Source organism: Candidatus Symbiopectobacterium endolongispinus, assembly GCF_018777385.1.
GTDB classification, from domain to species: domain Bacteria; phylum Pseudomonadota; class Gammaproteobacteria; order Enterobacterales; family Enterobacteriaceae; genus Symbiopectobacterium; species Symbiopectobacterium endolongispinus.
Map to the genome: position 1 here is coordinate 42,610 of NZ_JAFJYB010000001.1, position 25,399 is coordinate 68,008.

Below are 25,399 nucleotides of genomic sequence, written 5' to 3' on the forward strand. Positions count from 1 at the left end.
AATGCTATTTTATAATAGGGCTTATTATCTTTAAACGTAATCGGTTTTATATCACCTTCATGATTCACAGGTGCAACTTGCACTTTTTCTTCATTCGCCACAGGAAATAATTTATATTTTTTCAAAAATATGATCATCAAGACCTATGTCGATAGAATTTATTTTGGAAACGTCTCTCACTGTTTCAGGCTCTCTTTTCATACTGGCAGAAAACCCTTGAAATGCATTCCCATGTTTATTAAGTGGATTATAAATGGGGCCACCCTGATATTTTATCGGATTATTTATGCCACGTTTCTCATGCGCAAGGCTTCTGATATAGCCTGGCTTCATTGGCATAGCCATCTTCGGCATTCCCATAAAAAGCGTACCCTGTTTATTCAGGGTCGACGCAATGTTCCCTTTTTTAAAACCAAATTGTAAAACACACGGTGTATTGTCAATGGAATGTAGTTTTTTTGCTAATGCTGTCGAGTTATTATTCCCTTCGCTATCACTAGCAGAGATCTGCTGAGCATTTAAAACACAATTGTCCAGTCGCTTTAAATTTACTGTAGTCATATTTTTCCTTATTGCTCTAATATCAAGTGAAAAAATTGAACGATATCATTGGATATTGTATGTTTCTTCTTAGCGTAACTATTAATAATCGGCTTTTCACAAAAACAGGCCAAAAAAGAGCGCCGGTCGACCAGATACCACTCGCATAAAAACATTTAGTTACAACGCGTAAGATTGTTTTTTTGAACAGCATCAACGCTGGATAAAAAGATGAATTGAATAACGATCGCAACCAACGCACAGGCAACATTATGTCGATGGCAGAGAGTCATCGCTTCCTAAAAACACTTTTCTGCGTGCTAAAACATTACAATAATCAATAATCAATAATCAATAATCAATAAAAAACACAATGGTCAATATTTTATGATAATTCGCTTGTTTAAAATATCATTTAATAAAGGGTGTTGGGCTATGAAAATAGAAAAAGCGATTTATAAATCCCTAATGAATTTTGGCTTGAGACTGAATGAGACTGAATTGAGCGCTAACGCCACACAATAATGTCGAGCTCACGCAGACGCGACTGTAATTCACAAGCGAGCGGTTTACTTAGATAAAAAAAGGAGCGTAAACAATGAGCGCTCCTTTTTGATCAATAACCCGTTTAAACGCGAGGGGGCTTATAGGCCATCTTTACCGTATTGCTGCGAACGCGGGCCATACAACACACCACGCGGCGTACCCGCAGAGAGCAGGCGCACGCTGGTGATACCAGCAATATCATGCCCTTTGTCAGACACCGTACTGGCGATCTGTTCTACCGCCGCCTGCACCAGCGCGCCAAGGATGCCATTGGAGTTGGACTACTGCTCGCTGCTGGAGGCCGTGGCAACACCGTTCCAAATCTGCTTACCGGTTTTCAAATCCACCAGCTTTGTTTCCGCCGTTACACGGGTTTCGCTGCTAAGTACCATGTACTTGGAGCCGTAATCTTTAACATCCAAATAAAGCGCAGCATCAGCCCCGAAAATCTGGCGCAGCTTATCGATGCTAACAGCATGAATATCCTGCGCCGTGGTCATTCCGTTTTGCTTGAAGGTTTCATCCACTACCGCCACTAGCAACACATAATATCCCGCTTCCGCTAGCGGATAAGTCACCTGTGTCAGCATACTGGGGCCCACTTTAATATCTGGGGAGTGGTTGAGCGGCGGCAGCACCAGAATAAATTTCGGCCGACTTTGCTTAAACACGGTGTAATCATACGGTGTCGGCTTGGCACAGCCGGTCAGGGCCAAAGCGAATGCCAGCCCGAGAAATCCCAACAAACGGTTCATTTGGCCGCTACTTTATTTTTGCTCAACAGAAAATCCATGTACGGCGCAGATTCTGGAAATTGCGCTTTTTCCGTTTCGAACTGTTGACGGGCTTCCGTGCCCCGCCCGGTATTGGCGTAGAGTAAGCCAAGCTGAGCGTGTAAGCCGGGCGGAACTGGTTTATTTTTCGCTTTGGCCTTTTCAGGCGCCAGATTCAGCGCTGTGATCTGTTCTTCAGGGCTGGTTTTGTCCTGTTGATAATATTGATACAGCGTCGGTTGGTAATTATCCCAGCTGTAAATCGTTTTGGGTTCTGTGGCACAACCAGCCAGCACCGCTGCAGCCAGCAGCAGTGCGCCTTTTTTTCCATAAGACATACGTAGCAATCCCTATGCTGTTAGTTGCTCGGGCGCCATGCGCCGCTCTCAATACCTGACACCAGGTTGTCCACTGCTTCACGAATAGCAAGATCCAGCACTTTGCCATTCAGGGTGGGGTCATAGCTTGCCGTGCCGCCAAAGCCGATAATTTCACGGTTGGAGAGCGTGTATTCACCCGCACCTTGCATCGAGTACACCACTTCTGACGTCTGCACATTGACCACGTTCAACGTAGTTTTGGCGTAGGCAACCAGGGTTTTTCCGCGACCGAGAATGCCCCACAGCTGGTGATCGCCCACTTCTTTACGCCCAAATTCGGTCACATCACCCGTGATGACATAACTCGCGCCTTTGAGTTTCTGCTGCTGACCTTTGATACCTGCTTCGGCCTTGATCTCTTCCATGTTGGTACGATCCAACACGTTGAAGCGACCGGTCTGTTGAAGGTGGCTCACCAGAATGGTTTTTGATTGGTTTCCCAGACGGTCAACGCCATCAGAGAAAATACCGTTCATGTAGTTCGAGCGGTTTTCAAATTTTCCGACAGATATCGGGCTGCGAACACCCTGGTATGCCGTCTGGTAGGAGGTAACTTTAGGTGTCTCAACGCTGCGTGAAGACTCTGTTGCACATTCGCTTAATAATGCCGCGGATACCAATAGAGAACCCTGGATGATTTTGTTGTTCATAGACCAATCCCTTATCAATATTCTTTTGTGATCTTGATCGACCATTTTCGTGGGAATTACGTAAATCGTGAATAAATTCATTATGTTAAATGTAATTTATTCGCGCCATTACAATATGATGAATGTAAAGACCTGTCACTAGCTGTTTTTCTTAATTTTAATAACAAAAAACGCCAACAACACCAAGGTTATCGTTTATTATTTCGTCATTTATTGGCACATTATGCTGAATAATTGAAGTTGCCCTAAGTAAAACACGTAACGTAACCAACTAATACAAAACACTATTTTGTTTTCACTCCCTTCAACAACTCTCCCCCAATTAACCCTCTATTTACATGTCCTACATCAAGATTACAGACAGAGGGAGCCAGTAGGATGAAAGACAGTAAATGGGGGGAAGTTGTATTTTTTCTTGTGTTTTCTCCTGCAAGTGCGAGACCCGTGCCAACCCCTTCCAAACCGCTTTCTGGGCGACCAGACAAAAAATCGAACGTTAACAATCAGAGAGTAACGCCTCGCCGATGATCTTTGCTCATCCGGCGCGGAAAATGTACGCGGCAAACACGCTGCTGGACGTTTGTCGTCACCACTCTGGGTTCTTTTTTATCGGCTAGATGTGTCAGGGAGAGGTTATGAACCGCTTTGTTATTGCTAACGCTCAAGATTGCATGGGCTGTAAGGCCTGTGAAATCGCCTGTGTCATTTCACACAACGACAACCAGTATCCTGCGAGTGCGGACGCATTTTTACCCCGCATCAAGGCCTTCAACACGCAGGAACTGCGTCCTGCGGTAACCTGCCGCCATTGTGAAGATGCGCCCTGTGCCAGCGTATGTCCCACTCAGGCACTGGTGCGCAAAGACGACAGCATCCAACTGTTAAAAGACAAATGCATCGGTTGTAAAACTTGTGTGCTTGCCTGCCCGTTTGGGGCGATGTCGGTGGTTGCAGAACCAACCAGCCCAGCCTCGTTTGCGCATAAATGCGACCTGTGTATCTGCCGCCCCGAAGGTCAGGCGTGCGTGGCGGCCTGCCCAACGCAAGCGCTCACGCTGGTGAGTGAACAGACGCTGGAGGCGAAGCGAAAAGCCAAGCAACAGGTAATGGCGCAGCGTTCTACGACCACCTGGCAGCGCACCACGCCGGTCATGCCGACCAAAAGCGTCAATCCACTCAAACAGCGCCAAAACTGGCCGCGCGTAGAGGCGAAGAAAAAGCCCATTGAGCTACGCAAAACCACGTTTGACGAAATTTATCACGATTTCTCCGCTGAACAGACGCAAGACCAGGCAAGCCGTTGCCTGTCCTGTGGCAACCATTCCATTTGTGAATGGGCCTGCCCGCTGCACAACAGTATCCCGCACTGGATCAGCCTGGCGAAGCAGGGCCGCATACTGGAAGCGGTGGAGCTTTCACACCAAACCAGCAGCCTGCCAGAGATTTGCGGTCGCGTATGCCCGCAGGATCGTTTGTGCGAAGGAGCCTGTACGCTGGGTAAAGAATTCGGTGCGGTTACCGTCGGCAATATCGAGCGTTATATCACGGACAGTGCCATGGCGATGGGATGGAAACCGGACATGAGCGGTGTTACCCCCACAGGCAAGCGCGCGGCGATCATCGGTGCCGGACCTGCGGGTTTAGCCTGTGCGGACGTACTGGCACGCAATGGCGTAGAGGTTACCGTGTTCGATCGTCCCCCTGAGATTGGTGGCCTGCTGACCTTTGGTATTCCTCCCTTCAAGCTGGAAAAAAAAGTACTGACCCATCGCCGCCACCTGTTTAGCGAAATGGGCATTCACTTCCAACTCAATACCGAAGTAGGGAAAGATATCGCGCTGTCGCAAATCATGGAGGAATACGAAACCCTGTTCCTCGGTGTCGGCACTTACCGTTCGATGAAAGCGGGTCTGGAAAATGAGGACGCGCCCGGTGTTTACGATGCCTTGCCATTCCTGATTGCCAACACTAAACTGGTTATGGGGTTACCCGATCTGGAAGACTAACCCTATATTTCGATGGAAGGAAAGCGCGTGGTGGTGCTCGGCGGTGGTGACACGGCCATGGATTGCCTGCGAACCTCATTGCGTCAGGGAGCAGCATCAGTAACGTGCGCCTATCGCCGCGATGAATCCAACATGCCGGGATCGAAAAAAGAGGTGAAGAACTCGCGCGAAGAAGGTGCGGAATTTATGTTTAACGTTCAGCCGCAAAAGATTTGTCTGGATGAGCAGGGCAACGTCTGCGGTATCAGTCTGGTCAGAACCGAGATGGGTGAGGCCGATGCAAGCGGCCGCCGTCGGCCACGTGTTATCCCTGGCTCCGAGTTTGTACAACCAGCTGAAGCCGTCATCACTGCATTTGGCTTCCAACCGCACAGCATGCCGTGGCTTGAAGAGGCCAAGGTGAGACTGGATGATTGGGGCCACATTAATGCACCGGCACGCGGCAACGGCCGACGTCCGTGCCAAACCAACCATCCGTGTATTTTTGCCGGTGGCGATGCCGTGCGCGGTGCGGATTTAGTGGTCACCGCGATTGCCGATGGGCGCAAGGCTGCCATCAGTATGCTCGACCAGATGGGGTTACAAAGCACCATCGCTTCCTTACCGGCGGTCTCGCTGGCTTCTCAGTTCAACTCGTCGCGCGAGGAAACGCTTCAATGAACGCTTCTGTGATTGCCGATGCCAGTAAATGTATTGGCTGCCGCACCTGTGAAATCGCCTGTGCCGCCGCCCATGCGGGCGGCGCTGATGCCACCATCGACAAAGCGCGTTTCTTCCCGCGTCTGAAAGTTATCAAGGGCGCGCAGGTAAGCGTGCCGGTATTGTGCCGCCAATGTGAAAATGCGCCCTGTGCCAGCGTGTATCCTCATGATGCGTTGGTGCGCCATCACGACAGCATTCAGGTTATTCAATCTCGCTGCATTGGCTGTAAAAGTTGCGTGATTGCTTGTCCTTTTGGTGCCATTGACGTGGTGGTGACCTCACAAGGTGTTGCGGCAAAAAGCGAGGTGCACAAGTGCGATCTCTGCGTCGATGTTGCCGCATCTCCTTCCTGCGTACGGGTGTGTCCGACATCCGCGCTGACATTGGTAAGCAACAGTGAGCTGCAACAACGGAGTTTCAAAAAGCAACAACAGGCAGCGCGTGATAACGCAGATATTCGCCTGTTATAAGTCAGAAACGGTGATGCTGTTGAAACGCCGCAGACTGATGACAAAGTCACTTTATCCCTCATCATCCTCGGCGAAAGCCGGGGATCTCTGTGAGAAGAAACGTATTTCGCCTGCAAGAGATTCCCGCCTTAGCGGGAATGACAGTGGTGACAGGCAGGCTTTTTATCACTGACTGAGTATGCAATTAATGCGCGTCGATAAAGATAAACTTCAACAGGAACAGCACCGCAACCACCACACAAGGGCTGATTTCACGCCAGCGCCCGGTTGCTACTTTTATCACCACATAGGAGATAAAGCCAAGGGCAATCCCTTCGGTGATGGAAAAGCTGAATGGCATCATCACCGCAGTAATAAACGCAGGCACCGCTTCAGTAAGATCGTCCCATTTCACGCGCGCCAGGCTTGAGGTCATCAACACCCCAACATAAATCAACGCACCTGCCGCCGCATAAGCGGATACCATGCTGGCCAGTGGAGAAAGGAAAATCACCAGCAGGAACAGAATACCGACCACAACTGCTGTCAGCCCGGTGCGTCCGCCAACCGAAACACCGGAAGAGCTTTCGATGTACGCCGTTACGGAGGAAGTGCCAATAAAGGAACCAGCCACCGAGCTGATGCTATCAACGTAAAGCGCCTGCTTCATACGCGGGAATTTACCGCGCGCGTCGACTAACCCAGCTTTATCCATCACGCCAATCAGGGTGCCAGAGGAATCGAACAGGTTGACCAACATAAAAGAGAAGATTACACCGGAAAGCGCCAAATTCAGCGATCCCGCCAGATCGACCTGACCGACAACGGATGTGACGCTCGGCGGCATAGAAAACACGCCAGAAAACTTCACGTCACCCAGCAACAGGCCAATGACTGTAGTAACCACAATGGAAATCAGCACAGCGGCGTGAATGTTACGTGGGGCCAGTACCGCAATGATAAAGAACCCCAGCGCGCCCAGCAGAACACTGTGAGACGTCAGGTTGCCAATGGTCACCAGCGTTTCCGGGTTAGCAACAATGATACCGGCGTTTTTGAGCCCCATCATGCCGATACCGCTGGCAATCCCTAAACGCAAGCTGATTGGGATGTTAGCGATCATCCAGTAGCGAATCTGGAATATGGTCAGAATCAAAAAGCCGACTGCGCCCCAGAAGATAGCCCCCATCGCGACCTGCCAGGAGATCTCCATGGCACCGACGACAACGAACGCAAAAAAGGCATTCAGCCCCATGGCGGGAGCCAATGCAACTGGCAGGTTAGCCACCAGCCCCATCAAAATACTGCCAAACGCAGCAATCAGACAGGTGGTCACAAACACCGCTTGGGTATCCATGCCCGCAACACCCAGAATCTGCGGGTTTACGAAAACGATGTACACCATGGTAAGCAAGGTCGTGAACCCAGCAATCGTTTCCGTACGCGCCGTAGTGCCATGTTGGCGCAGTTTGAATACGCGCTCCAATAAGCTTTGCTCTCCCGCAATCTCAGGTTGTGATGTTTTCATTATCAACGTTCCAGATAAGGAATTATGGTCGGTGGGTATCCTATAACAAAATGTACAGAGATTAACGCCATTGGCCGGTTTTTTTCTTGCCATAAGCAGACGTTATCGCAACCGTTACCCTCAACGGCATCAGGTATCCTTTTTTCTGCAAATACGCGAGAAAAACGGCGAACAAGCCATAACTCTCCACCTTCAGAACAAAAGATGAAAACCAGGTGAAAAACAGGCTTTTATCGTGTTTACGCCCGGTAAGGACAAAATACTGACACAGTGGGGTAAAGTAGTGGGTGAACCACACGCGTTACCAATAAGGAACCCCATGTCTTCGATTTATTGTGTTTTTTTCGATTGTGATGGCACGCTGGTCGACAGCGAAGTGATTTGTTGCCAGGCCTATGTGAATATTTTTATTCCGTATGGCTTACAGTTGTCGCTGGAGGAGGTCATCAAGACCTACAAAGGCGTCAAGCTCTACGACATTATCGATCGTGTGAGCGCACAACATGGCCTGACGGTAGTGCCTGAAACGCTGGAAAAACACTTCCGTGCAGAGATCGCTCGGTTGTTTGAGGAATCACTGCAACCCATTGACGGCATTCCAGAACTGCTTGCCGCGATTACCGCGCCAATTGACGCTGTTGCCGCCACATGCCCCAACCCTCGATCAGCGCAATGATCGCAATATACAGCACCGTCGCGACGCCGAATGCCTGAAAGGTCCGCAAGGTTTCCGTCTCAACCTGACGCGAAGCATAAGAGAGCTCGGCTACGCCAATCGCCATCGTCAGAGAGGAATTCTTGATGATATTCATGTATTGACCCAGCAGCGGTGGCATAGCAATTTTCAGCACCTGAGGCAGCACTACATAACGCATGGATTGCCAGGGCGTCAGCCCCAATGCCAGCGATGGGTGTTTTTGTCCGCGCGCGACACCGCCTATTCCCGCACGAATCTCTTCGACGATAAACGCACTGGAATAGAGCGTCAGGCCAATCAATCCGGCGAGAAACTCGAAAGAGGGCCAACTCAAAACCTGGCCTGCAATGGCCACATCATGGGGTGAATTCAGCCATTGCAACAGTGCGCCCGGCAGCAACTGCGCCGCGCCGAAATACCAGAAGAACAACTGCACCAGCTACGGCGTATTGCGAAACAAGGCGCTGTAAGCGATTACCGGCCAGCGCAAAAGGTTACGATGGCTATCCCTTGCGGCGGCAAGCACCATTCCCAGCAACGTTGATAGCACAACCACACACAGTGAAAGCCACAGTGTCAGCAAAAAACCGTGCCACAACCATGACAGATAACGAGATGCCAGCAGCCAGTTTTCTAAAAAAGAAGCAACGTTTTCAGTCAATGTCATACCCTGTTCGCGGTAGTAAAAACGCTTTGTTGCAGAAACGACAATGCCCTCTGTTCAACAGAGGACAGATACGGTGTCACCTGAAACGTCCTGTAACCTCACGTTGGCACGTGTGGACGGATAACAGCACCAGGCTTTAGGCTGTTTATCCAACGGCGCAAAGGTGAAATCGCCACGTGGTTGAGCAGATTTTGTGGTCGGCCCAAACCAGCGATCGTAGGTCTGTTTCGCTTCACCGTTTTTTCCAATTGCAACAGCGTTTCATCCACCTTCTGTGTCAGGCGATCTTCACCTTTAGGAACACCCACCCCTTGGTATTCCTTAGTGATGCTAAACGGAGAGATCTCAAACTCAGCTTTTTGTGCATCTGGCACGTTGGCCAGTAAGCCAACCAGCTTGGCGTCATCCTGAGTAATGGCCTGTACGTTACCATTACGCAAGGCTGCAAAAGCAAGCGGTGTGTCGTCATAAGAGATGACTTTTGCCGTCGGATAATGTTCACGCAGGTGATCTCTTGCACGGTCCCTTTATCCGCACCTATACGCAGCGCTTTAATGTCGTCCGGCGTTTTCAGCACGCCTTTACGGGCGATAAATTTCTGTCCAGTGGCGAAGTAGGGAATACTAAAATTAACCTGCTTGGCACGCTCATCCGTAATGGTGAAATTGGCGGCAATCAGATCGACTTTCTGCGAGGTAAGCAAAGGAATACGGCCGGGTTGGTAGCACGCAGTTCGACTTTGACCCCCAGCGCTTTGCCGATGGCTTCCGCGATATCCACGTCATAGCCCACCAGCTTTTTGGTTTGCGGATCGACAAAACCAAACGGCGGATTGCTGTCAAATACCGCAATTTTCACTACGCCCGCTTTCTGAATATCATCCAGCTTATCCGCCTGAGCGATACCGGAAACAGAAATCAAACCCGCTAATAACGTTAATGCAACAACTTGTTTTTTCACCATTTCCCTTGTCACCCTTATAAGTTTTGTTAGCCAGCAAGCTAACAGCCCGCGCGGCAATCAGGAAATAATAAAAATGGATAATATTATAATCTTATGTCACATAGCCGAGTTTCAGACTCGGGTAAGGCGTTTGAACAAAGATAAAACCCAGGTGATGGCGGGTGAAACCGGACGATTCGTCCGGTCTATGAGTTTGAAACCAGTGTTGCACACCGAAAACACCACCGCACCAGCCAGTCCCTTTCAGGTAACCACCGCAACTGAAGATGGGCTATGCTTTCAACATTAAAAAAATTCCATTGCCATATTACATAGCGTCCAATCATGGCGCGCTTTACACTTAAGAATACGTCTAATTATCGCAAACCAAATCATTGTTTATATGTTGTTTAAATAAACAACAATAGAATTTTTAAAAAATTCAGCAAGCAGGAATGAAAATGCCGCTAAGTCATGAAAAAACAACCCAAATAGTATCAATATTACTTTGTTTATCAAGCGTGACCGGGTGCGATTATCTGGAAAATGGAAAAGAACCCGCGTGAAACGCAAAATAATAAAAAATCCGGGATCGTTCTTGAAACGAGTATTGAAGATGACATTGTTATCCCCGTCGTGATAAACAACAAAACATTAAATTTTCTCGTTGATACTGGTGCCAGCGTAACCTTTATTGATGAAAAAATAGCGAACACGATAACACGCCCCTTACTCTCATCAGAAATTCCACAGAATTATCGCCAAGAATTTTCAAACGTCACGACGGTTTCTGGACGATTGGAGGGCCATCAGTTTGCCCTATTGAAACCAACCACCTTCGTCATCGGCACAAAAGAGATCAATGACAGCGACATATGGGTTTCTCTCGATTTATCACTGCTGCCGCAATCGATGGGAACAAAAATAGACGGCATTATCGGTATTGATACGTTTAGACGGTTCAATTGGAAAGTCGATAATGACCAAAAAAAGGTTATTATTTCCGACACGCTCCCCTCCGCATCGGATTATCAGGCGTGCACCGGCTATGATGACAGTTACAACCGAATGCCACACCTCTGGTTTAAATATAAAAATAATGATGTGGCCTTTCGCATGGATACTGGCGCCGATCACAGCTTCGTTTCCAATGAATTCCTCAATTATGTCAAAGAAAACAAGCTATCACTTGAATTATTGTCTAGCAATGAACCGATGGCTGAAGCGGGTGGCTTAACAAAAAGCACCCAACATATATTGCAGGACTTTATATTTAATGGATTGCCATTAAATAAAATGTAGTTTTCAGATAATCAGGAAGGAAAATTTCATGTCGGGATGGATTTCCTGTCTCGGTTTAAACGCTATACGTTTATCCATTCACGCATGATGTTTTGCTATGACGCTGACTCTATTGAAAAAAACAGCATTCCTCATGAACGTTCCATTGCCGTTCGCTATATGGATGGAAGCATTGAAGTGTTTTACAACAATAATGAAGAAATACAAAAATATGGATTAAAAAATAGTGATAAGATATTAACCATCAACAATACCACCTATTCTCCAGAAAAAATAAAAACGGTGGGAAAATTATTACTTCAGGAGCCAAAAGGAACATTGGCACTGACTATTCAGCGTGAAAATCAAGTAATGGATATTATGCTCTAACACACACAAACCTCTGCATCCGACCATCAACAACATGCCCCTGACGGGGCGTATGAGGTTGCTGATAAACAGCCAGACTCCCACTGTCATTCCCGCGAAGGCGGGAATCTCTTGCCGAAGAAACGCGTTTATTCACACAGAGATCCCCAGTTTCCGCCGAGGATGACGAGGGGGTAGAGTGACTTTGTCAGCAGTCTGCCCCCACCCCCTGACAGGGGATATTGTCAGTGAAAATCACTGAGGTGCAGGTCCGTTTTTCTCTTTCTCCAGCAGTTTTTCCAGCGCATCACCACCAATATGGCGGAAATCCTGCCCTTTAACGAAGTAGAAAATAAACTCGCAGATGTTCTGGCAACGGTCGCCAATGCGTTCGATTGAGCGGGCGCAAAACAGCGCGGTCAATACGCTCGGAATGGTGCGTGAGTCTTCCATCATGTGCGTCATCAGTTGGCGCACAATGCCTTCATACTCTTTATCGACCTTCTTGTCTTCGCGATAAATACGGATAGCTTCATCCAGATCCATGCGCGCAAAGGCGCCCAGTACGTCATGCAGCATTTCTACCGTATGACGACCCAACGATTCCAGGCTAACCAGCAAAGGCTGATGCTGATGCGAATATTTCTCCAATGCGGTGCGACAGATTTTATCCGCTACATCACCAATACGCTCCAGTTCAGAAATAGTTTTGATGATTGCCATCACCAGACGCAAATCACTCGCCGTTGGCTGACGCTTAGCGATGATACGCACACAGGCTTCATCGATGGTCACCTCCATCAAGTTCACCTTGGCATCACATTCAATCACGCGTTGGGCCAATTCCGCGTCACGGTTGTGCATTGCCGTAATGGCATCCGTCAGTTGCTGCTCAACCAAACCGCCCATGGTCATCACCTGGGTGCGGATGTGCTCAAGCTCAGCGTTGAACTGCCCGGAAATGTGTTTGTTCAGATTCAGATTGTCCATGATGCTTCCTGTAATCAACCATAGCGACCGGTAATGTAGTCTTCGGTCTGTTTCTGTTTGGGCGCGGTAAACAGGGTATCTGTATCGCTAAATTCGATCAGTTCGCCCAAGTACATAAATGCCGTATGATCCGAACAGCGTGCCGCCTGTTGCATGTTGTGGGTGACGATCACCACGGTATAATCTTTCTTCAATTCGGAAATCAGTTCTTCGATACGGCCCGTAGAGATAGGGTCCAGCGCCGAACAAGGTTCATCAAGCAGCAACACATCAGGACGGATAGCGATACCGCGCGCAATGCACAAACGCTGCTGCTGACCACCCGAGAGACTGTATCCGCTCTGGTGCAGCTTATCTTTAGTTTCCTGCCACAATGCGGCTTTGGTCAATGACCACTGCACGCGCTCATCCATATCGGCGCGGGAAAGTTTTTCGAACAAACGCACACCGAAGGCAATATTGTCATAAATCGACATCGGGAACGGGGTTGGCTTCTGGAACACCATGCCCACCTTGGCACGCAGCAACGCCACATCCTGCTTGTCAGTAAGAATGTTGTTACCATCCAGCAAAATATCCCCTTCCGCGCGCTGTTCCGGATACAGTTGATACATTTTATTCAGCGTGCGCAACAGTGTGGATTTGCCGCAGCCAGACGGGCCGATAAATGCGGTCACCTGATTGGTGGCAATATCCAGCGTAATGTCTTTCAGCGCATGGGATTTTCCATAATAGAAATTCAAATTGCGCACCTGGATTTTGTAGTTGGATGTCTCGGTAGCCATACTCATTAAGACCCCTCTCTTTTAACTGGTGTGTCGTCCGACACACCGTTGAATCCATTAATGTTTCTTTTTCGCGAACAAAATACGCGCGACAATGTTCAGCGGCAGCACGCACAGCGTAATCAGTAGCCCCCCCGCCCAGGCCAGCTGTTGCCACTCGACAAACGGGCTCATGGCAAACTTAAAGATGGTGACGGGCAGGTTGGCAATCGGGTGCATCATGTCGGTGTTCCAGAACTGGTTGGACAGCGACGTAAACAGCAACGGTGCGGTTTCCCCGGCGATGCGGGCGATTGCCAGCAGTACGCCTGTGATAATGCCGGAGACAGAGGCTTTCAATGTGATGGCCGAAATCATTTTCCACTTCGGCGTTCCCAGCGCATAAGCCGCTTCACGCAGGCTATCGGGAACCAGTTTCAGCATGTTCTCTGTGGTACGAATCACGATAGGCACCTGCAATAGCGCCAGCGCAATCACCCCCGCCCACCCCGAGAAGTGCTGCATCTTTGTCACGACAATCGAGTAGACAAACAAGCCAACCACAATCGAAGGTGCCGACAATAAGATATCGTTAATAAAGCGAATCACTTCGGCAACAATGGATTTGCGACCATATTCCGCCAGGTAGATACCCGCCATAATGCCGAGCGGTGTACCAAAGACCGTGGCCCAGAAAATCAGCAATCCACTGCCGACAATGGCGTTGGCAAGCCCACCACCTGCGGTATTGGGCGGCGGCGTCATTTCGGTAAACAGCGCCAGCGACATGCCGTCGATCCCTCTCACTACGGTAGAGAACAGGATCCACACCAGCCAGAACAGGCCAAATGCCATGGTTGTCATGGAGAGGCATAGCGCAATGCGATTCTTCTGGCGACGCCAGGCCTGCGTTTTCTGCCGGGTACGCGCCAGTGTGGCTTCTTGTTCCATTCCTAACGCCGCCATTAGCGTGCCCCCTCATTTTTTGCCAAACGCATAATCATCAACTTAGACAGCGCCAGCACGATAAAGGTAATCACAAACAGGATAAGACCAAGCTGCATCAATGCCGCCGTATGCAGGCCAGATTCCGCTTCGGCAAACTCGTTCGCCAGCGCGGAAGTGATACTGTTGCCGGGCATAAACAGAGACAGGCTGTCCAACTGGTAGGTGTTACCGATAATAAAGGTCACCGCCATGGTTTCACCCAGTGCACGCCCCAGCCCCAGCATGACGCCGCCAATCACTCCGTTTTTGGTGCATGGCAATACGATGCGCCAAATCACTTCCCAGGTGGTGCAACCAATACCGTAGGCTGACTCTTTCATCATTACCGGTGTTTGCTCAAACACGTCGCGCATTACGGCAGCGATATAAGGAATGATCATGATGGCCAGAATCACACCGGCGGCCAGAATACCGATACCAAACGCAGGACCAGAGAACAGTGTGCCCAAAATAGGAATGCCGGACAGGATACTCCCGACCGGTTGCTGGAAGTATTTGGCAAACAACGGTGCGAAAATAAACAGACCCCACATGCCGTAAACGATACTCGGAATGGCGGCCAATAATTCGATGGCAACGCCCAGCGGGCGTTTCAGCCAGTTCGGTGCTAACTCCGTCAGGAACAGGGCGATACCGAAGCTGATAGGAATAGCAATGATCAGGGCAATCAGCGAGGTCACGACGGTACCGTAAATCGGCACCAGCGCACCAAACTGCCCGGCAGGCGCGTCCCACTCTTTAGTCCACAGAAACGCAAAGCCAAACTTTTCAATGCTCGGCCAGGATGCCACGATCAGCGATACGATGATGCCGCCCAGCAGCAGCGTCAGCAACACGGAGAATCTCACCAGTGCGCTAAAGATGACGTCGCCCAGCTTTCCGGGGGCTTTCATGGTTGGCTTATACTCAGCCATAGGGCTCTCTTCTTCAGTGTTAATCATTTTACAGGCAAAGGCGGACGGGCTTCCCGCCCATCCGCCATAACTTATGTCAGTGCCTTGTTAACCGCACAAGGGCTTGCATAGCGTTTCAATGCTTATTTAAACAGCGCGTTACCGCTGCTGTCTTTTACACTGGTTTTCCATGCGGCACGAATCTGCTCAACCACTTCGGTTGACAGCGTAGCGTAATCCAGCGCTACCGCTTGCTCACCGCCTTTCTTGAACGCCCAGTCAAAGAACTTCAGCACTTCAGCGCCCTGCTCTGGTTTTTCTTGTTTCTGGTGAACCAGAATGAAGGTGGTAGAGGTGATTGGCCATGCGTCAGCACCGTGCTGGTTGGTCAGGTCCTGGGCAAAAGATTTGCTCCAGTCGATGCCTTTGGCCGCGTTGCTGAATGATTGGCCGGTCGGTTGAACGGCTTTACCGTAGGCAGAAATCAGCTTGGTGTAAGCCAGGTTATTCTGCTTGGCATAAGCGTATTCAACATAACCGATAGAGCCCGGCAGACGCTGAACGAACGCGGCAATACCGTCGTTACCTTTACCGCCCAGACCGGTCGGCCAGTTAACCGTAGAACCAGCACCAATTTTCTCTTTCCATTCAGCGTTCACTTTCGCCAGATAACTGGTGAACACGAAAGAGGTACCGGAACCGTCAGCGCGACGAACAACGGCTATATCCTGATCCGGCAGTTTAACGCCCGGGTTCAGTTTAGTGATGGCCGCATCATTCCATTTTTTGATTTTACCCAGGTAGATATCACCCAGCGTTTTACCATCCAGCGTCAGTTCGCCAGATTTAATGCCAGGGACGTTTACCGCCAATACCACACCACCGATTACGGTAGGGAACTGGAACAGGCCATCTTCAGCCAGCTTCTCATCAGCCAGTGGTGCATCAGATGCACCGAAATCAACGGTTTTTGCTTGAATCTGCTTAACGCCGCCAGAAGAACCAATACCTTGATAGTTAACTTTATTGCCCGTTTCTTTCTGGTAAGAATCTGCCCACTTGGCGTAGACCGGCGCTGGGAGCGTAGCGCCTGCACCGGTAAGGTTAACGGCAGCTGAGGCGTTGACCGCCGTCAGGGAGAAGGTTGCCATAACGAGACCGGCAATCGTGGTACGCATCAGTTTCATAATCCCTCCTGTGGGATTTTTTAAAGGTGTCGACCCAGATTCTTTATTGATCAGAGTGTAGTTCGCAGGAGGAAAAATAGGACAATTACATGACAGTAAAATGCATTGAATGTGGCAGTTTTATGACATACAAAATTTGTTCACGATCAATTGCATTAAACGCGGCATTTTACCTGAACACGCGCGGCGTTGATTCAGGCCATAGCGCGCAACCAGGCCAATAAATCTACCTGAAAAGTATCAGGAAATAATGGGGAGGGCGACAGCAGACAGTAACAGGAGCCCTCCTAGACAAATCCTGGCGGTTTAAGTCGGTTACAGTATTTTCATCTCGGTAGCGCACATCTCATGATTTTTTCTGGTAGCCCTGCTCTTCACTGCTGACACAATACGAGAAGAACACACCATATAATTTATTGAGTAATATAGTTTTTATAATTAGTGGTAGCATTGCAGGTATTGGTGGCTTTGGAGCGTAGCGAAGATAGCAAGAATTATCAGCTCAATTCAGACAGTATTCTGGTCTTTCTTATTGAAGTCCAGGTGAGAAAATAACGAAACGACACTAAACCAAAGAGCCTACAGTAAAATATAAATATACATTACATAGTTTTACCCCATAAATAATGGTTTTATTTAACAATAGCCACTTTATTAAAATAAAAAACAACAAATTTAAAATAAATAACATGGTATTAAATTTATACATAAGTGTACGTTAAATCTTAAAAAATATAGCATGCATATCATTAGTTATAAAAACAAAGTTCTATTTAAAAATACCTCTATAAAATCAGAGCAATCATTAATTAAATCAGCCCAGAAAAATGATATAAGGAATTAATAAAAAAGTAATAGTAATCAACCTATCCTTTGATTGGGTTGAATTAACATGAAGCTGTATTAAATTTACAGAGTGGACCTCGCCAAGCAAACCGGTGAAAAACATTACATCTTGATGTTTGTTTTTTGGGTTCATTCTTTTAATTAAAGCCGTCTGTATAAACCTATGAGGGTAGAACATGGCTATTACGCTTAACTACTATCGTGACTACAGAACTAGCGGGAACATATATGCGTTCTGCGAAGGACATGTGGATAATAAGGAAATAGTATATTCATTGTATCGACAAGGCCTGGTAATTAATGAAAAAAGGGTATGGTAGTGAAATAGTGAGTTTTAATATCCCACAACCAGCTACTTTCACTGTGTCTGCCAAAATATATACAGCAGATAGCGTTGTTCAGGAATTACATACGGGTGATATAGTTGTAGAACCCGTCCCACTTCTTCCACCGCCACCACCACAGCACGTTAAAAGTTTAAAAGGTCATTTAGCACTAGTTAAAGGAGAAGAGAATTATCTCGAAGTAAAATTTTATGAGGGTGGTCTTGATAAACTAAAAAATGAAAAGAAAAAACGCGCCCCAATTTATTATAGTTTGAAAAGCCAACTTACTTTTGAACCAAGATTTACACAAAAAACAGTAAAGAAAATTTCCAAAATCTCACCCATATTAACACAGTGTGCCTAAATCTATAAAGTTGATTCCAATATCCCTGAATTACAATTTCTTGCACTGGCTCAGGAAATTGAAACACTCGACTATGTAGAATATTGTTAATTGTTAAGCAAACTTGTATTTCCGCCTCCACTGGTTAATTATGAAGAACCGGGTTGCGCTGCATCTGCCCCGACGTTGAATGCAGAAGTGGTGGATAATTCAACACATCCTCAACATAATGGTGACCAACCGCAACCTTTTTCTGATACGCCAAACTTTACCATTCTACAGACGTATCTCGATGGTGGGCAAGGAATGAATGTGCGGAATGCCTGGTCGAGAGGCGCCGCTGGACGGAATATTGGGGTTTATCTTTCTAGCTTTGGTGTGAATAATTTACATGAAGATTTGGTCGGTGGCATAAGAGTATTTACTAACCGCCCAACAAATCGTGAAGCTGGTACCGCTCTGATGGGGGCTATCCGCGCTAATTTTAATAACTTTGGTGTCACTGGTATAGCTTACGATTGCATAGGTAATTTTTATGATACTGATATATCAAATATAGATTTAATCCTCGCTGATTTTCACCCTGGAGATGTTATCGCAATAAGTAATGAGATTGTCTTGGGAAATGTATCTCGTGTTCCAATGGTGCACGATGCAGCATTTTGGTCCCGAATCAATTTACTAGCAAGAAGTGGTGCTATAGTCATCTTTGCGGCAGGAGATGGTGGACTAAACCTTCGACAATATAGCTTATTTAATAACTTAGGTGACAGTGGTGGGATCATGGCTGGTGCCTGCATCTCACTAAATGAATTGAGGAACTCTAGCACCAACTTCAATTTGTATCTTAGTGCTAACTCTTGGGGTGATAGCGTAACGACAACGGGTTTCGGTAGTTTACAAAATCCCCCGTTCCCTTATGCGCCTACACGACAGGACTTTCTGGAACCGGTGCCGCAACAGCACTATTGACTGGAGCAATGGCAGTAATACAGTCCTACGCCAGAGCGACTTATCGCGTAATATTTGATGCTCGAGATATGCTACAAGTGATAGAGCGCAGTGGTTCACGACAAGCAGAAGGGCAGGGGATCGGCGTTAGACCCAATGTGGCTGCAGCGCTCACAGAGGTTGATAATTTATTAAGCGGAGCAGCACCACTTCCGCCCCCACTTCCGCCGTTCCGTCCATGGCAAGTGGGTTTACAGTATTTAGTAGGGGATCTGGTGTCCTATGACGGGCTTAATTACATATGCATTCAACAGCATATAGCACACGCGATAACTTGGAGACCGCCGCTGGAGAAGAATTTAGCAGCATGTTTCTGATTAGTACAAACCAATCAGAGTAGCAGTTACTCTACCGTCACCGATTTCGCCAGGTTACGTGGTTGGTCAACGTAAGTACCTTTGATCAGGGCCACGTGGTAGGAGAGCAACTGCAACGGCACGGTGTAGAAGATTGGGGCAATCACGTCTTCCACATGCGGCAGCGGAATGATGCGCATGTTTTCGCTGCTGGTAAAGCCCGCTTCTTCGTCGGCAAACACATAGAGCTCACCGCCGCGTGCGCGCACTTCTTCGATGTTGGATTTCAATTTTTCTAACAGCTCATTGTTGGGCGCAACCACCACAACAGGCATATCCGCATCAATCAACGCCAGCGGGCCGTGCTTCAACTCACCCGCCGCATACGCTTCTGCATGGATGTAAGAGATCTCTTTAAGCTTCAGCGCTCCTTCCATTGCGATAGGGTACTGATCGCCGCGTCCCAGAAACAACGCATGGTGCTTATCAGAGAAACCTTCTGCCAGAGACTCAATCAGCTTGTCCTGTGACAGCATCTGCTCAATACGCGCAGGCAGCGCTTGCAGACCGTGGACAATATCGTGCTCAATCTGGGCATCCATACCGCGCAGACGGCCAATACGCGCCACCAGCATCAGCAACACCGTTAACTGGGTGGTAAACGCCTTGGTGGACGCCACGCCAATTTCCGTACCGGCTTTGGTCATCAGCGCCAAATCGGATTCACGAACCAGCGATGATCCTGCCACGTTACAAATAGCCAGCGATCCCAGATACCCCAGCTCTTTGGACAAGCGCAGTGCTGCCAGCGTATCCGCCGTTTCACCGGACTGAGAGAGGGTGATCATCAGGCTATTGGCGCGCACCGCCGGTTTGCGATAGCGGAATTCAGAGGCGATTTCCACATCACAGGACACACCCGCCAGTGCTTCAAACCAATAACGCGATACCATGCCTGAGTTGTAGGACGTACCGCAGGCAATAATCTGAATATGCTGCACTTTAGCCAGCAGTTCATCCGCTTTTGGACCCAGTTCAGACAGATTCACTTCACAGTGGCTAAAACGCCCTTCCAGGGTGTTTTTGATCGCCAACGGCTGTTCGTAAATCTCTTTCTGCATGTAGTGGCGGTAAGCACCTTTATCACCCGCGTCATAATTGACTTTGGATTCAATCTCTTCGCGTTCAACCAGTTCGCCCGAGCGGTTGAAAATGCGCACAGTGCGGCGCGTCACTTCAGCCACGTCGCCTTCTTCCAGGAACATAAAGCGGTGGGTCACTGGCAACAGAGCCAGTTGGTCAGACGCAAGGAAGTTTTCACCGACACCACGGCCAATCACCAGCGGGCTCCCAGAACGGGCAGCCACCAGCAGGCTCGGATCGCGACTGTCCATCACTACCATGCCGTAAGCGCCACGCAGTTGAGGGATAACGCGTTTTACCACGTCAACCAGCGCGCCGCCGGTTTGTTGCTGTTCCCAGCGCACCAGGTGCGCAACCACTTCGGTATCGGTTTCGGAAACAAAGCGATAGCCACGCCCGATCAGCGTTTCACGCAGCGGTTCATGGTTTTCGATAATGCCGTTGTGAACGATGATAATAGGGCCAGAGACGTGCGGGTGCGCATTCTCTTCTGACGGCTCCCCGTGCGTTGCCCAACGGGTATGAGAAATGCCCGTACCTCCCGCCAGCGGATGCTCTTCCACCGCTTGCGCCAGCATCTGCACCTTACCCAAGCGACGTACGCGGGCAACGTGCCCCTCTGCGTCAACCACCGCCAACCCCGCAGAGTCATAACCACGGTACTCAAGGCGGCGAAGCCCTTCTAACAGAATTTCAGAAATATCGCGTTGCGCAACTGCGCCTACAATTCCACACATGGATGTGTATTCCTATACGCGTGACATATTGTGTCACTTTCGACATCTTAGACCTGATCGTGCCGGTTTTTCCGGCGTCCCCGAGCCTTGTAGAGAGTTGGGGATTATTATGTTTTGCGTAGTGCTTTAGCCTAAAACACTGTGCAAAACCGCCTCCACGAAATGGGAGGCGACATCACTTATTTTTTCTTAACGGGCCGCGCCCAACCTGAAATATGACGCTGTTTTACCCGGCTTATCACCAGCGCATTATCTTCCACATCGCGCGTTACCGTGGTACCAGCACCGATGGTCACGCCACTGGCTACGGTCACAGGGGCCACCAGTTGACTGTCAGAGCCGACAAACACCCGATCGCCAATCACAGTTTTGTGCTTGTTGGCACCGTCATAATTACAGGTGATGGTGCCTGCACCAATATTCACATCATCACCAATTTCCGCATCGCCAAGATAGGTCAAATGGCCTGCTTTGGAACCTTTGCCCAAACGCGCCTTTTTCAACTCAACAAAATTGCCAACGTGTGCACCCTGTGCCAGCTCGGCCCCCGGTCGCAGGCGCGCAAAGGGCCCTACCGTACACTCAGCGTCCAAAACCGCATTTTCTAACACGGTGTACGGGCTTAGGACACAGTCATCACCGATCACGCTGTCTTTGATGATACAGCCCGCACCAATCTCAACCCGATTCCCTAATGAGACCTGGCCTTCAATGATCACATTAGCATCAATACTCACATCACGTCCGTGGGTTAATGTCCCACGCAGATCAAAACGAGAGGGATCGAATAACATGACGCCCGCCAGCAGCAACTTATTGGCCTGTTCCCGCTGATAGACACGTTCCAGCGTCGCCAGTTGCAGGCGGTTATTAACCCCTTCCACTTCGCTCAGATTATCAGGATGTACAGCTTCAACACGGCGGCCTTCTGAAGCAGCCATAGCGATAATGTCAGTGATGTAATACTCGCCTTGCGCGTTGTTATTGTTTAACTGGCTCAGCCAGCGTTTCAGATCCTGACCGTTTGCTGCCAGAATGCCAGTGTTGATTTCGTTAATCTGACGCTGCTGTTCCGTCGCGTCCTTGTGCTCGACAATCCCGACCACAGACCCGTTATCATCGCGCACAATGCGGCCATAACCGGTGGGGTCGTCCAGTTTCACTATCAGAAGCGCAATGCCGCCCTGTGGCTTATCCACCAGCAAGCGCGCCAGCGTGGCGGGTGATATCAAAGGAACATCACCGTACAGCATCAGAATATCTTCATCATCAGCAAAAAACGGCGCCGCCTGCTGCATGGCGTGCCCGGTGCCGAGTTGTTCCGCTTGCAGAACCCAATTCAAATCCGGGTTGGTTAACCTGTCTTTCAGTAAATCGCCATCGTGTCCGTAGACCAAATGCACCTGTTTGGCACCCGTTTCCATAGCCGCATCAATCAAATGCTGAACCATCGGCTTGCCAGCGAGCGGATGAAGTACTTTTGGTAGATCGGAATACATACGTGTTCCTTTGCCAGCGGCAAGGATAACCACGCTCATGACACTGTTAGACATGCACCACCCTGATGAAACGAATTGATAACCCACGGATTCAATTGGATGAAAGTAAACCCGTTATCGCTGCGGATTACTACATATTTTTCAACGAAAAATACCACAATGCCGCGCGAGGCAAGAAAAAAGTGTACCCAAGTCTAAACCTTACTGGTGGTTTTTTTAATTCATCTTTTCCGAAAAAATGGCTAAAACGCGACGGCGGATAGTGAATTCAGGTTTCAGGAAAAACAGACTTTTGTTTTATATATTTCCATTTATGACAAACACAAAAGAAACAGCGTTTCATTTGTGTCATCATAGCCCCACAACTCAATAAACAATACCCAAGGGGATACAATGAAACTAAGTGCTTTACGGCTTGCCACGGTAGCCCTGGCGCCGTCCTTTCTGTTCCTTAGCATAACTGCACACGCAACTGAACAACCCGCTCCGGTATGGCACAGCATAGCCTTCGGCCAATCGACCGACGTTAACTTCTCCTCCAACGTTCTGCCGGAAAAAATTGGCGTTAACGATGTCACCATCAACGGCAAAAAACTGACGGTTGACGATAAGGCCGACCTCTCAGCGCCGATCACCATAGAGAGCCGCGGCGGTAAAATCGCCAACACGCACGATGGGCTAACCTTCTTCTACACTACGCTACCTGCCAATGTGAACTTTACCTTGCAAGCAACCGTGACCGTCGATCAGTTTGGCCCCGAAAATGGCGCTAAACCGGCCGCACAGGAAGGGGCTGGGATTCTGGTGCGCGACATTATTGGAGCACCGCGTCAAAATCCGTTGAAGGAAGGCTATGGGGGGTTCCCTGCTGCTTCCAACATGGTGATGAATGCCATCTCTCATGACACAGGATAAGAAATCCCATACGGAAGTCCGGTTGCAAGCCATTGTGCGTAACGGTGTGCTGCAACCGTGTGGTAACGCGGGTGCCAAGATCACCAAGACCAATATTCAGGAAAAAATTAACCTGGAACAGACTCCTTCTTTCCGTATGAAGGTGGAACGTACCAACGACGGTTTTGTGACATCCTATGCGCCCAAAGACAGCGACAACTGGGTAAGCAAAGACGTGAAAGGGGCGGACCTCGTCACCAAACTGGATAAAGATCATTACTATGTGGGCTTCTTCGCATCACGTAACGCCAAAATCACTGTCAGTGATGCGCAGTTGACGACGTCTCCGGCACAAACAAAAGCGTCGCCGGAATTCAAATTTGCCGCATTTGCCCCAGTATTGCAGGTGATGTCCTCGACCAAGAGCGCGAGCGATAACTATGACGTGCAACTGCGTGCCAACTATGCCGGTACCGTTACCATCACTCAGGGCGATAAAGCGCTTGGCGCAGCACATACCGTTAAAGCCGGTGAGACGCTAAGCGTTCCTGCCAAGCTGAGCGCAGGCAGTGACTTCAAAATCGTTTATCTGCCGACAGAAGGCGATGATAAAGCAGAAAAAGAAGCAACGTTCAGCGTAGAGAAAGTCAAACTGGCCGATGCCAAAAATGTCTATGTTTCTGCGCAAGGTCAGGCAAGCAACGATGGCAGCAAAGCTGCCCCGTTATATTTCGCAACCGCTATTAACGTATTGCCAGCAGGAGCAACCTTATGACTAGCAGACGGCGATTACAGTGCTTCTTCCATTCCCGTCAGCGCCAGCGGCAGCCAGAAAGCATCGAAAAAACTGTTCGCTCAGGGCAAAAAAGCAGTGATTCACGGCCTGCAACTGAATACCAGCCATTGGCATGTGAAAGGCGTCGAAATCACTGAGAAGCCGTTCCGTATCGAAGGCAGCTACAACACCATCGAACAAGTACTGGCGCACCATTGTGACGACACAGGGATTCAGGTTTCTTCTTCCGGTGACGTAGGCCGTCCGCTGTAGGCAAGTCACAACCTGATTCTGAACTCAGAATCACACAGCAACCAGGATCCTGGCAAAATCAACGCCGACGGTTTTGCGGTGAAAATGCGCGTGGGTGAAGGCAACGTGATTCGCGGTGCATTCTCTCACAACAACATCGACGATGGTTTTGACCTGTTCAACAAGATTGAAGACGGCGCTAACGGCGTTGTGGTGATCGAGAATTCAATTGCCATGAACAACACCAGCAACGGCTTCAAAATGGGTGGCGAAGGTCAGCCGGTTGCGCACAAAGTGAAAAACAGCATCGCTGTTGGCAACCAACTGGATGGTTTTACTGATAACTTCAACCCCGGCGCGCTGGTGGTAGAAAACAACACGGCGCTGGATAACCAACGCTTCAACTTTATTTTCCGTCCAAGTCCTTACTCTGGCCCGGAAAAACAAGGTGTGTTTAAAAACAACATCTCCCTGAAAACCCAAGAAGGCAAGTACGACGACGCCGTGGTGGGTAACGTGGACAACAGCAACTTCTTTATCAAAGACGGTCGCTCTGTTAACGCTCAGGGAAAAGAGATAACCGTGAAGAACTTTGTCTCCGTTAAAGTACCGGAAACGTTCGCACGCGATGAGAAAGGTAACCTGGTACTGGGTGATTTCCTCAAAAAGAAATGATTGACTGAAAAAACCCGAATAAGCGGCGGGTTATCCCGCCGCTTAGGTTGCTGACAAACGGCCTTACTCCCATCGTCATTCCCATGCAGGCAGCAATCTGTCACAGGCTAAACGCGTTTATTCTCACAGAGATCCCCGGCTTTCGCCGAGAATGACGAGAGTGGGGCCGAGGGTAACGTGGGGCAAAGTGACTTTGTCATCAGCTTGAACGGCGGGAATAATCCCGCCAT

The 25,399-nt window shown here is 49.0% G+C and carries 18 protein-coding genes and 6 pseudogenes; 10 read left to right on the forward strand and 14 right to left on the reverse strand.

What is annotated here, in order from left to right:
* Positions 1-111: 111 nt before the first annotated feature.
* The 4 genes and pseudogenes from JZM30_RS00225 to JZM30_RS00240 form a co-directional block, all read right to left on the reverse strand.
* On the reverse strand, positions 112-561 hold the full coding sequence (locus JZM30_RS00225; RefSeq protein ID WP_252317169.1) for a hypothetical protein: 450 nt from the start codon (positions 559-561) through the stop codon (positions 112-114).
* A 623-nt stretch (positions 562-1,184) separates the two neighbouring features.
* Positions 1,185-1,841 (reverse strand): annotated as a pseudogene (locus JZM30_RS00230) (DUF799 domain-containing protein).
* On the reverse strand, positions 1,838-2,197 hold the full coding sequence (locus tag JZM30_RS00235; RefSeq protein ID WP_252317170.1) for a DUF4810 domain-containing protein: 360 nt from the start codon (positions 2,195-2,197) through the stop codon (positions 1,838-1,840). The pseudogene JZM30_RS00230 and the gene JZM30_RS00235 overlap by 4 nt, the downstream one beginning before the upstream one ends.
* 20 nt (positions 2,198-2,217) lie before the next feature.
* Positions 2,218-2,889 (reverse strand): CsgG/HfaB family protein, encoded by a 672-nt coding sequence (locus JZM30_RS00240; protein ID WP_252317171.1) that lies wholly within the window; start codon positions 2,887-2,889, stop codon positions 2,218-2,220.
* A gap of 635 nt (positions 2,890-3,524) precedes the next feature.
* On the opposite strand from JZM30_RS00240, the pseudogene aegA reads away from it, so the two are divergent.
* Together aegA and JZM30_RS00255 are read left to right on the forward strand one after the other, a co-directional pair.
* Positions 3,525-5,555 (forward strand): annotated as a pseudogene (gene aegA / locus JZM30_RS00250) (formate-dependent uric acid utilization protein AegA).
* The gene (locus JZM30_RS00255; protein WP_252317172.1) at positions 5,552-6,067 is read left to right on the forward strand and encodes a 4Fe-4S binding protein; all 516 of its coding nucleotides are present in this window, start codon (positions 5,552-5,554) and stop codon (positions 6,065-6,067) included. The pseudogene aegA and the gene JZM30_RS00255 overlap by 4 nt, the downstream one beginning before the upstream one ends.
* 184 nt (positions 6,068-6,251) lie before the next feature.
* On the opposite strand, the gene JZM30_RS00260 is transcribed toward JZM30_RS00255, so the two are convergent.
* Positions 6,252-7,574, reverse strand: coding sequence for an NCS2 family permease (locus JZM30_RS00260; protein WP_252317173.1), 1,323 nt, complete (start codon positions 7,572-7,574; stop codon positions 6,252-6,254).
* A gap of 319 nt (positions 7,575-7,893) precedes the next feature.
* On the opposite strand from JZM30_RS00260, the pseudogene JZM30_RS00265 reads away from it, so the two are divergent.
* Positions 7,894-8,217, forward strand: a pseudogene (locus tag JZM30_RS00265) (HAD hydrolase-like protein); the annotation flags it as partial.
* On the opposite strand, the pseudogene JZM30_RS00270 reads toward JZM30_RS00265, so the two are convergent.
* Both JZM30_RS00270 and JZM30_RS00275 read right to left on the reverse strand, forming a co-directional pair.
* Positions 8,192-8,938, reverse strand: a pseudogene (locus JZM30_RS00270) (amino acid ABC transporter permease). The pseudogenes JZM30_RS00265 and JZM30_RS00270 sit on opposite strands and share 26 nt — an antisense overlap.
* A gap of 132 nt (positions 8,939-9,070) precedes the next feature.
* A pseudogene (locus JZM30_RS00275) lies at positions 9,071-9,901 on the reverse strand (ABC transporter substrate-binding protein); the annotation flags it as partial.
* A 525-nt stretch (positions 9,902-10,426) separates the two neighbouring features.
* Between JZM30_RS00275 and JZM30_RS00280 the strand changes: the two are divergent.
* Positions 10,427-11,182 (forward strand): retropepsin-like aspartic protease, encoded by a 756-nt coding sequence (locus JZM30_RS00280; protein ID WP_252317174.1) that lies wholly within the window; start codon positions 10,427-10,429, stop codon positions 11,180-11,182.
* Positions 11,183-11,218: 36 nt separating this feature from the next.
* Positions 11,219-11,551 (forward strand): PDZ domain-containing protein, encoded by a 333-nt coding sequence (locus tag JZM30_RS00285; protein WP_252317175.1) that lies wholly within the window; start codon positions 11,219-11,221, stop codon positions 11,549-11,551.
* Between the two features lie 234 nt (positions 11,552-11,785).
* Here the strand turns inward: JZM30_RS00285 and phoU are convergent, their stop codons facing one another.
* From phoU to pstS, 5 genes are all read right to left on the reverse strand, one after another.
* Entirely contained in the window at positions 11,786-12,520 is a 735-nt protein-coding gene (gene phoU, locus JZM30_RS00290; RefSeq protein ID WP_252317176.1) for a phosphate signaling complex protein PhoU, read from the reverse strand.
* Between the two features lie 14 nt (positions 12,521-12,534).
* The gene (pstB, locus tag JZM30_RS00295) at positions 12,535-13,311 is read right to left on the reverse strand and encodes a phosphate ABC transporter ATP-binding protein PstB (RefSeq protein WP_252317177.1); all 777 of its coding nucleotides are present in this window, start codon (positions 13,309-13,311) and stop codon (positions 12,535-12,537) included.
* 51 nt (positions 13,312-13,362) lie between these two features.
* A complete protein-coding gene (pstA, locus tag JZM30_RS00300; RefSeq protein WP_252317178.1) occupies positions 13,363-14,250 on the reverse strand; it encodes a phosphate ABC transporter permease PstA in 888 nt (295 codons plus the stop codon).
* Complete coding sequence (gene pstC / locus JZM30_RS00305) at positions 14,250-15,206, reverse strand: phosphate ABC transporter permease PstC (protein ID WP_252317179.1); 957 nt, start codon at positions 15,204-15,206, stop codon at positions 14,250-14,252. The genes pstA and pstC overlap by 1 nt, the downstream gene beginning before the upstream one ends.
* Before the next feature lie 122 nt (positions 15,207-15,328).
* Complete coding sequence (gene pstS / locus JZM30_RS00310) at positions 15,329-16,372, reverse strand: phosphate ABC transporter substrate-binding protein PstS (RefSeq protein WP_252317180.1); 1,044 nt, start codon at positions 16,370-16,372, stop codon at positions 15,329-15,331.
* Between the two features lie 1,146 nt (positions 16,373-17,518).
* Here pstS and JZM30_RS00315 point away from each other — a divergent pair.
* The 3 genes from JZM30_RS00315 (at position 17,519) to JZM30_RS24180 (ending at position 19,215) form a co-directional block, all read left to right on the forward strand.
* Positions 17,519-17,908 (forward strand): hypothetical protein, encoded by a 390-nt coding sequence (locus JZM30_RS00315; RefSeq protein ID WP_252317181.1) that lies wholly within the window; start codon positions 17,519-17,521, stop codon positions 17,906-17,908.
* Between the two features lie 165 nt (positions 17,909-18,073).
* Positions 18,074-18,859, forward strand: coding sequence for a S8/S53 family peptidase (locus JZM30_RS00320; protein WP_252317182.1), 786 nt, complete (start codon positions 18,074-18,076; stop codon positions 18,857-18,859).
* Positions 18,860-18,927: 68 nt separating this feature from the next.
* A complete protein-coding gene (locus tag JZM30_RS24180; protein ID WP_368858832.1) occupies positions 18,928-19,215 on the forward strand; it encodes a carbohydrate-binding protein in 288 nt (95 codons plus the stop codon).
* 26 nt (positions 19,216-19,241) lie between these two features.
* On the opposite strand, the gene glmS is transcribed toward JZM30_RS24180, so the two are convergent.
* On the reverse strand, positions 19,242-21,074 hold the full coding sequence (gene glmS / locus JZM30_RS00325) for a glutamine--fructose-6-phosphate transaminase (isomerizing) (RefSeq protein ID WP_252317183.1): 1,833 nt from the start codon (positions 21,072-21,074) through the stop codon (positions 19,242-19,244).
* Positions 21,075-21,253: 179 nt separating this feature from the next.
* Positions 21,254-22,627: a bifunctional UDP-N-acetylglucosamine diphosphorylase/glucosamine-1-phosphate N-acetyltransferase GlmU gene (gene glmU, locus JZM30_RS00330; RefSeq protein WP_252317184.1), complete on the reverse strand. Its 1,374-nt coding sequence runs from the start codon at positions 22,625-22,627 to the stop codon at positions 21,254-21,256.
* Positions 22,628-22,638: 11 nt separating this feature from the next.
* Between glmU and JZM30_RS00335 the strand changes: the two genes are divergently transcribed.
* Entirely contained in the window at positions 22,639-22,836 is a 198-nt protein-coding gene (locus JZM30_RS00335; RefSeq protein WP_252317185.1) for a hypothetical protein, read from the forward strand.
* A gap of 130 nt (positions 22,837-22,966) precedes the next feature.
* Positions 22,967-25,169 (forward strand): annotated as a pseudogene (locus tag JZM30_RS00340) (right-handed parallel beta-helix repeat-containing protein).
* The last annotated feature ends 230 nt before the right edge of the window (positions 25,170-25,399 follow it).

Coding starts and splice junctions, on each gene's coding strand:
- phoU (WP_252317176.1), bottom strand. CDS start 12,520: ATGGACAATCTGAATCTGAACAAACACATTTCCGGGCAGTTCAACGCT.
- JZM30_RS00255 (WP_252317172.1), top strand. CDS start 5,552: ATGAACGCTTCTGTGATTGCCGATGCCAGTAAATGTATTGGCTGCCGC.
- pstA (WP_252317178.1), bottom strand. CDS start 14,250: ATGGCGGCGTTAGGAATGGAACAAGAAGCCACACTGGCGCGTACCCGG.
- JZM30_RS00225 (WP_252317169.1), bottom strand. CDS start 561: ATGACTACAGTAAATTTAAAGCGACTGGACAATTGTGTTTTAAATGCT.
- JZM30_RS00315 (WP_252317181.1), top strand. CDS start 17,519: ATGAAAAAAGGGTATGGTAGTGAAATAGTGAGTTTTAATATCCCACAA.
- JZM30_RS00280 (WP_252317174.1), top strand. CDS start 10,427: ATGGAAAAGAACCCGCGTGAAACGCAAAATAATAAAAAATCCGGGATC.
- pstS (WP_252317180.1), bottom strand. CDS start 16,372: ATGAAACTGATGCGTACCACGATTGCCGGTCTCGTTATGGCAACCTTC.
- JZM30_RS24180 (WP_368858832.1), top strand. CDS start 18,928: ATGCTACAAGTGATAGAGCGCAGTGGTTCACGACAAGCAGAAGGGCAG.
- pstC (WP_252317179.1), bottom strand. CDS start 15,206: ATGGCTGAGTATAAGCCAACCATGAAAGCCCCCGGAAAGCTGGGCGAC.
- JZM30_RS00335 (WP_252317185.1), top strand. CDS start 22,639: ATGAAACGAATTGATAACCCACGGATTCAATTGGATGAAAGTAAACCC.
- JZM30_RS00285 (WP_252317175.1), top strand. CDS start 11,219: ATGGATTTCCTGTCTCGGTTTAAACGCTATACGTTTATCCATTCACGC.
- glmU (WP_252317184.1), bottom strand. CDS start 22,627: ATGTCTAACAGTGTCATGAGCGTGGTTATCCTTGCCGCTGGCAAAGGA.
- pstB (WP_252317177.1), bottom strand. CDS start 13,311: ATGAGTATGGCTACCGAGACATCCAACTACAAAATCCAGGTGCGCAAT.
- JZM30_RS00235 (WP_252317170.1), bottom strand. CDS start 2,197: ATGTCTTATGGAAAAAAAGGCGCACTGCTGCTGGCTGCAGCGGTGCTG.
- JZM30_RS00260 (WP_252317173.1), bottom strand. CDS start 7,574: ATGAAAACATCACAACCTGAGATTGCGGGAGAGCAAAGCTTATTGGAG.
- glmS (WP_252317183.1), bottom strand. CDS start 21,074: ATGTGTGGAATTGTAGGCGCAGTTGCGCAACGCGATATTTCTGAAATT.
- JZM30_RS00240 (WP_252317171.1), bottom strand. CDS start 2,889: ATGAACAACAAAATCATCCAGGGTTCTCTATTGGTATCCGCGGCATTA.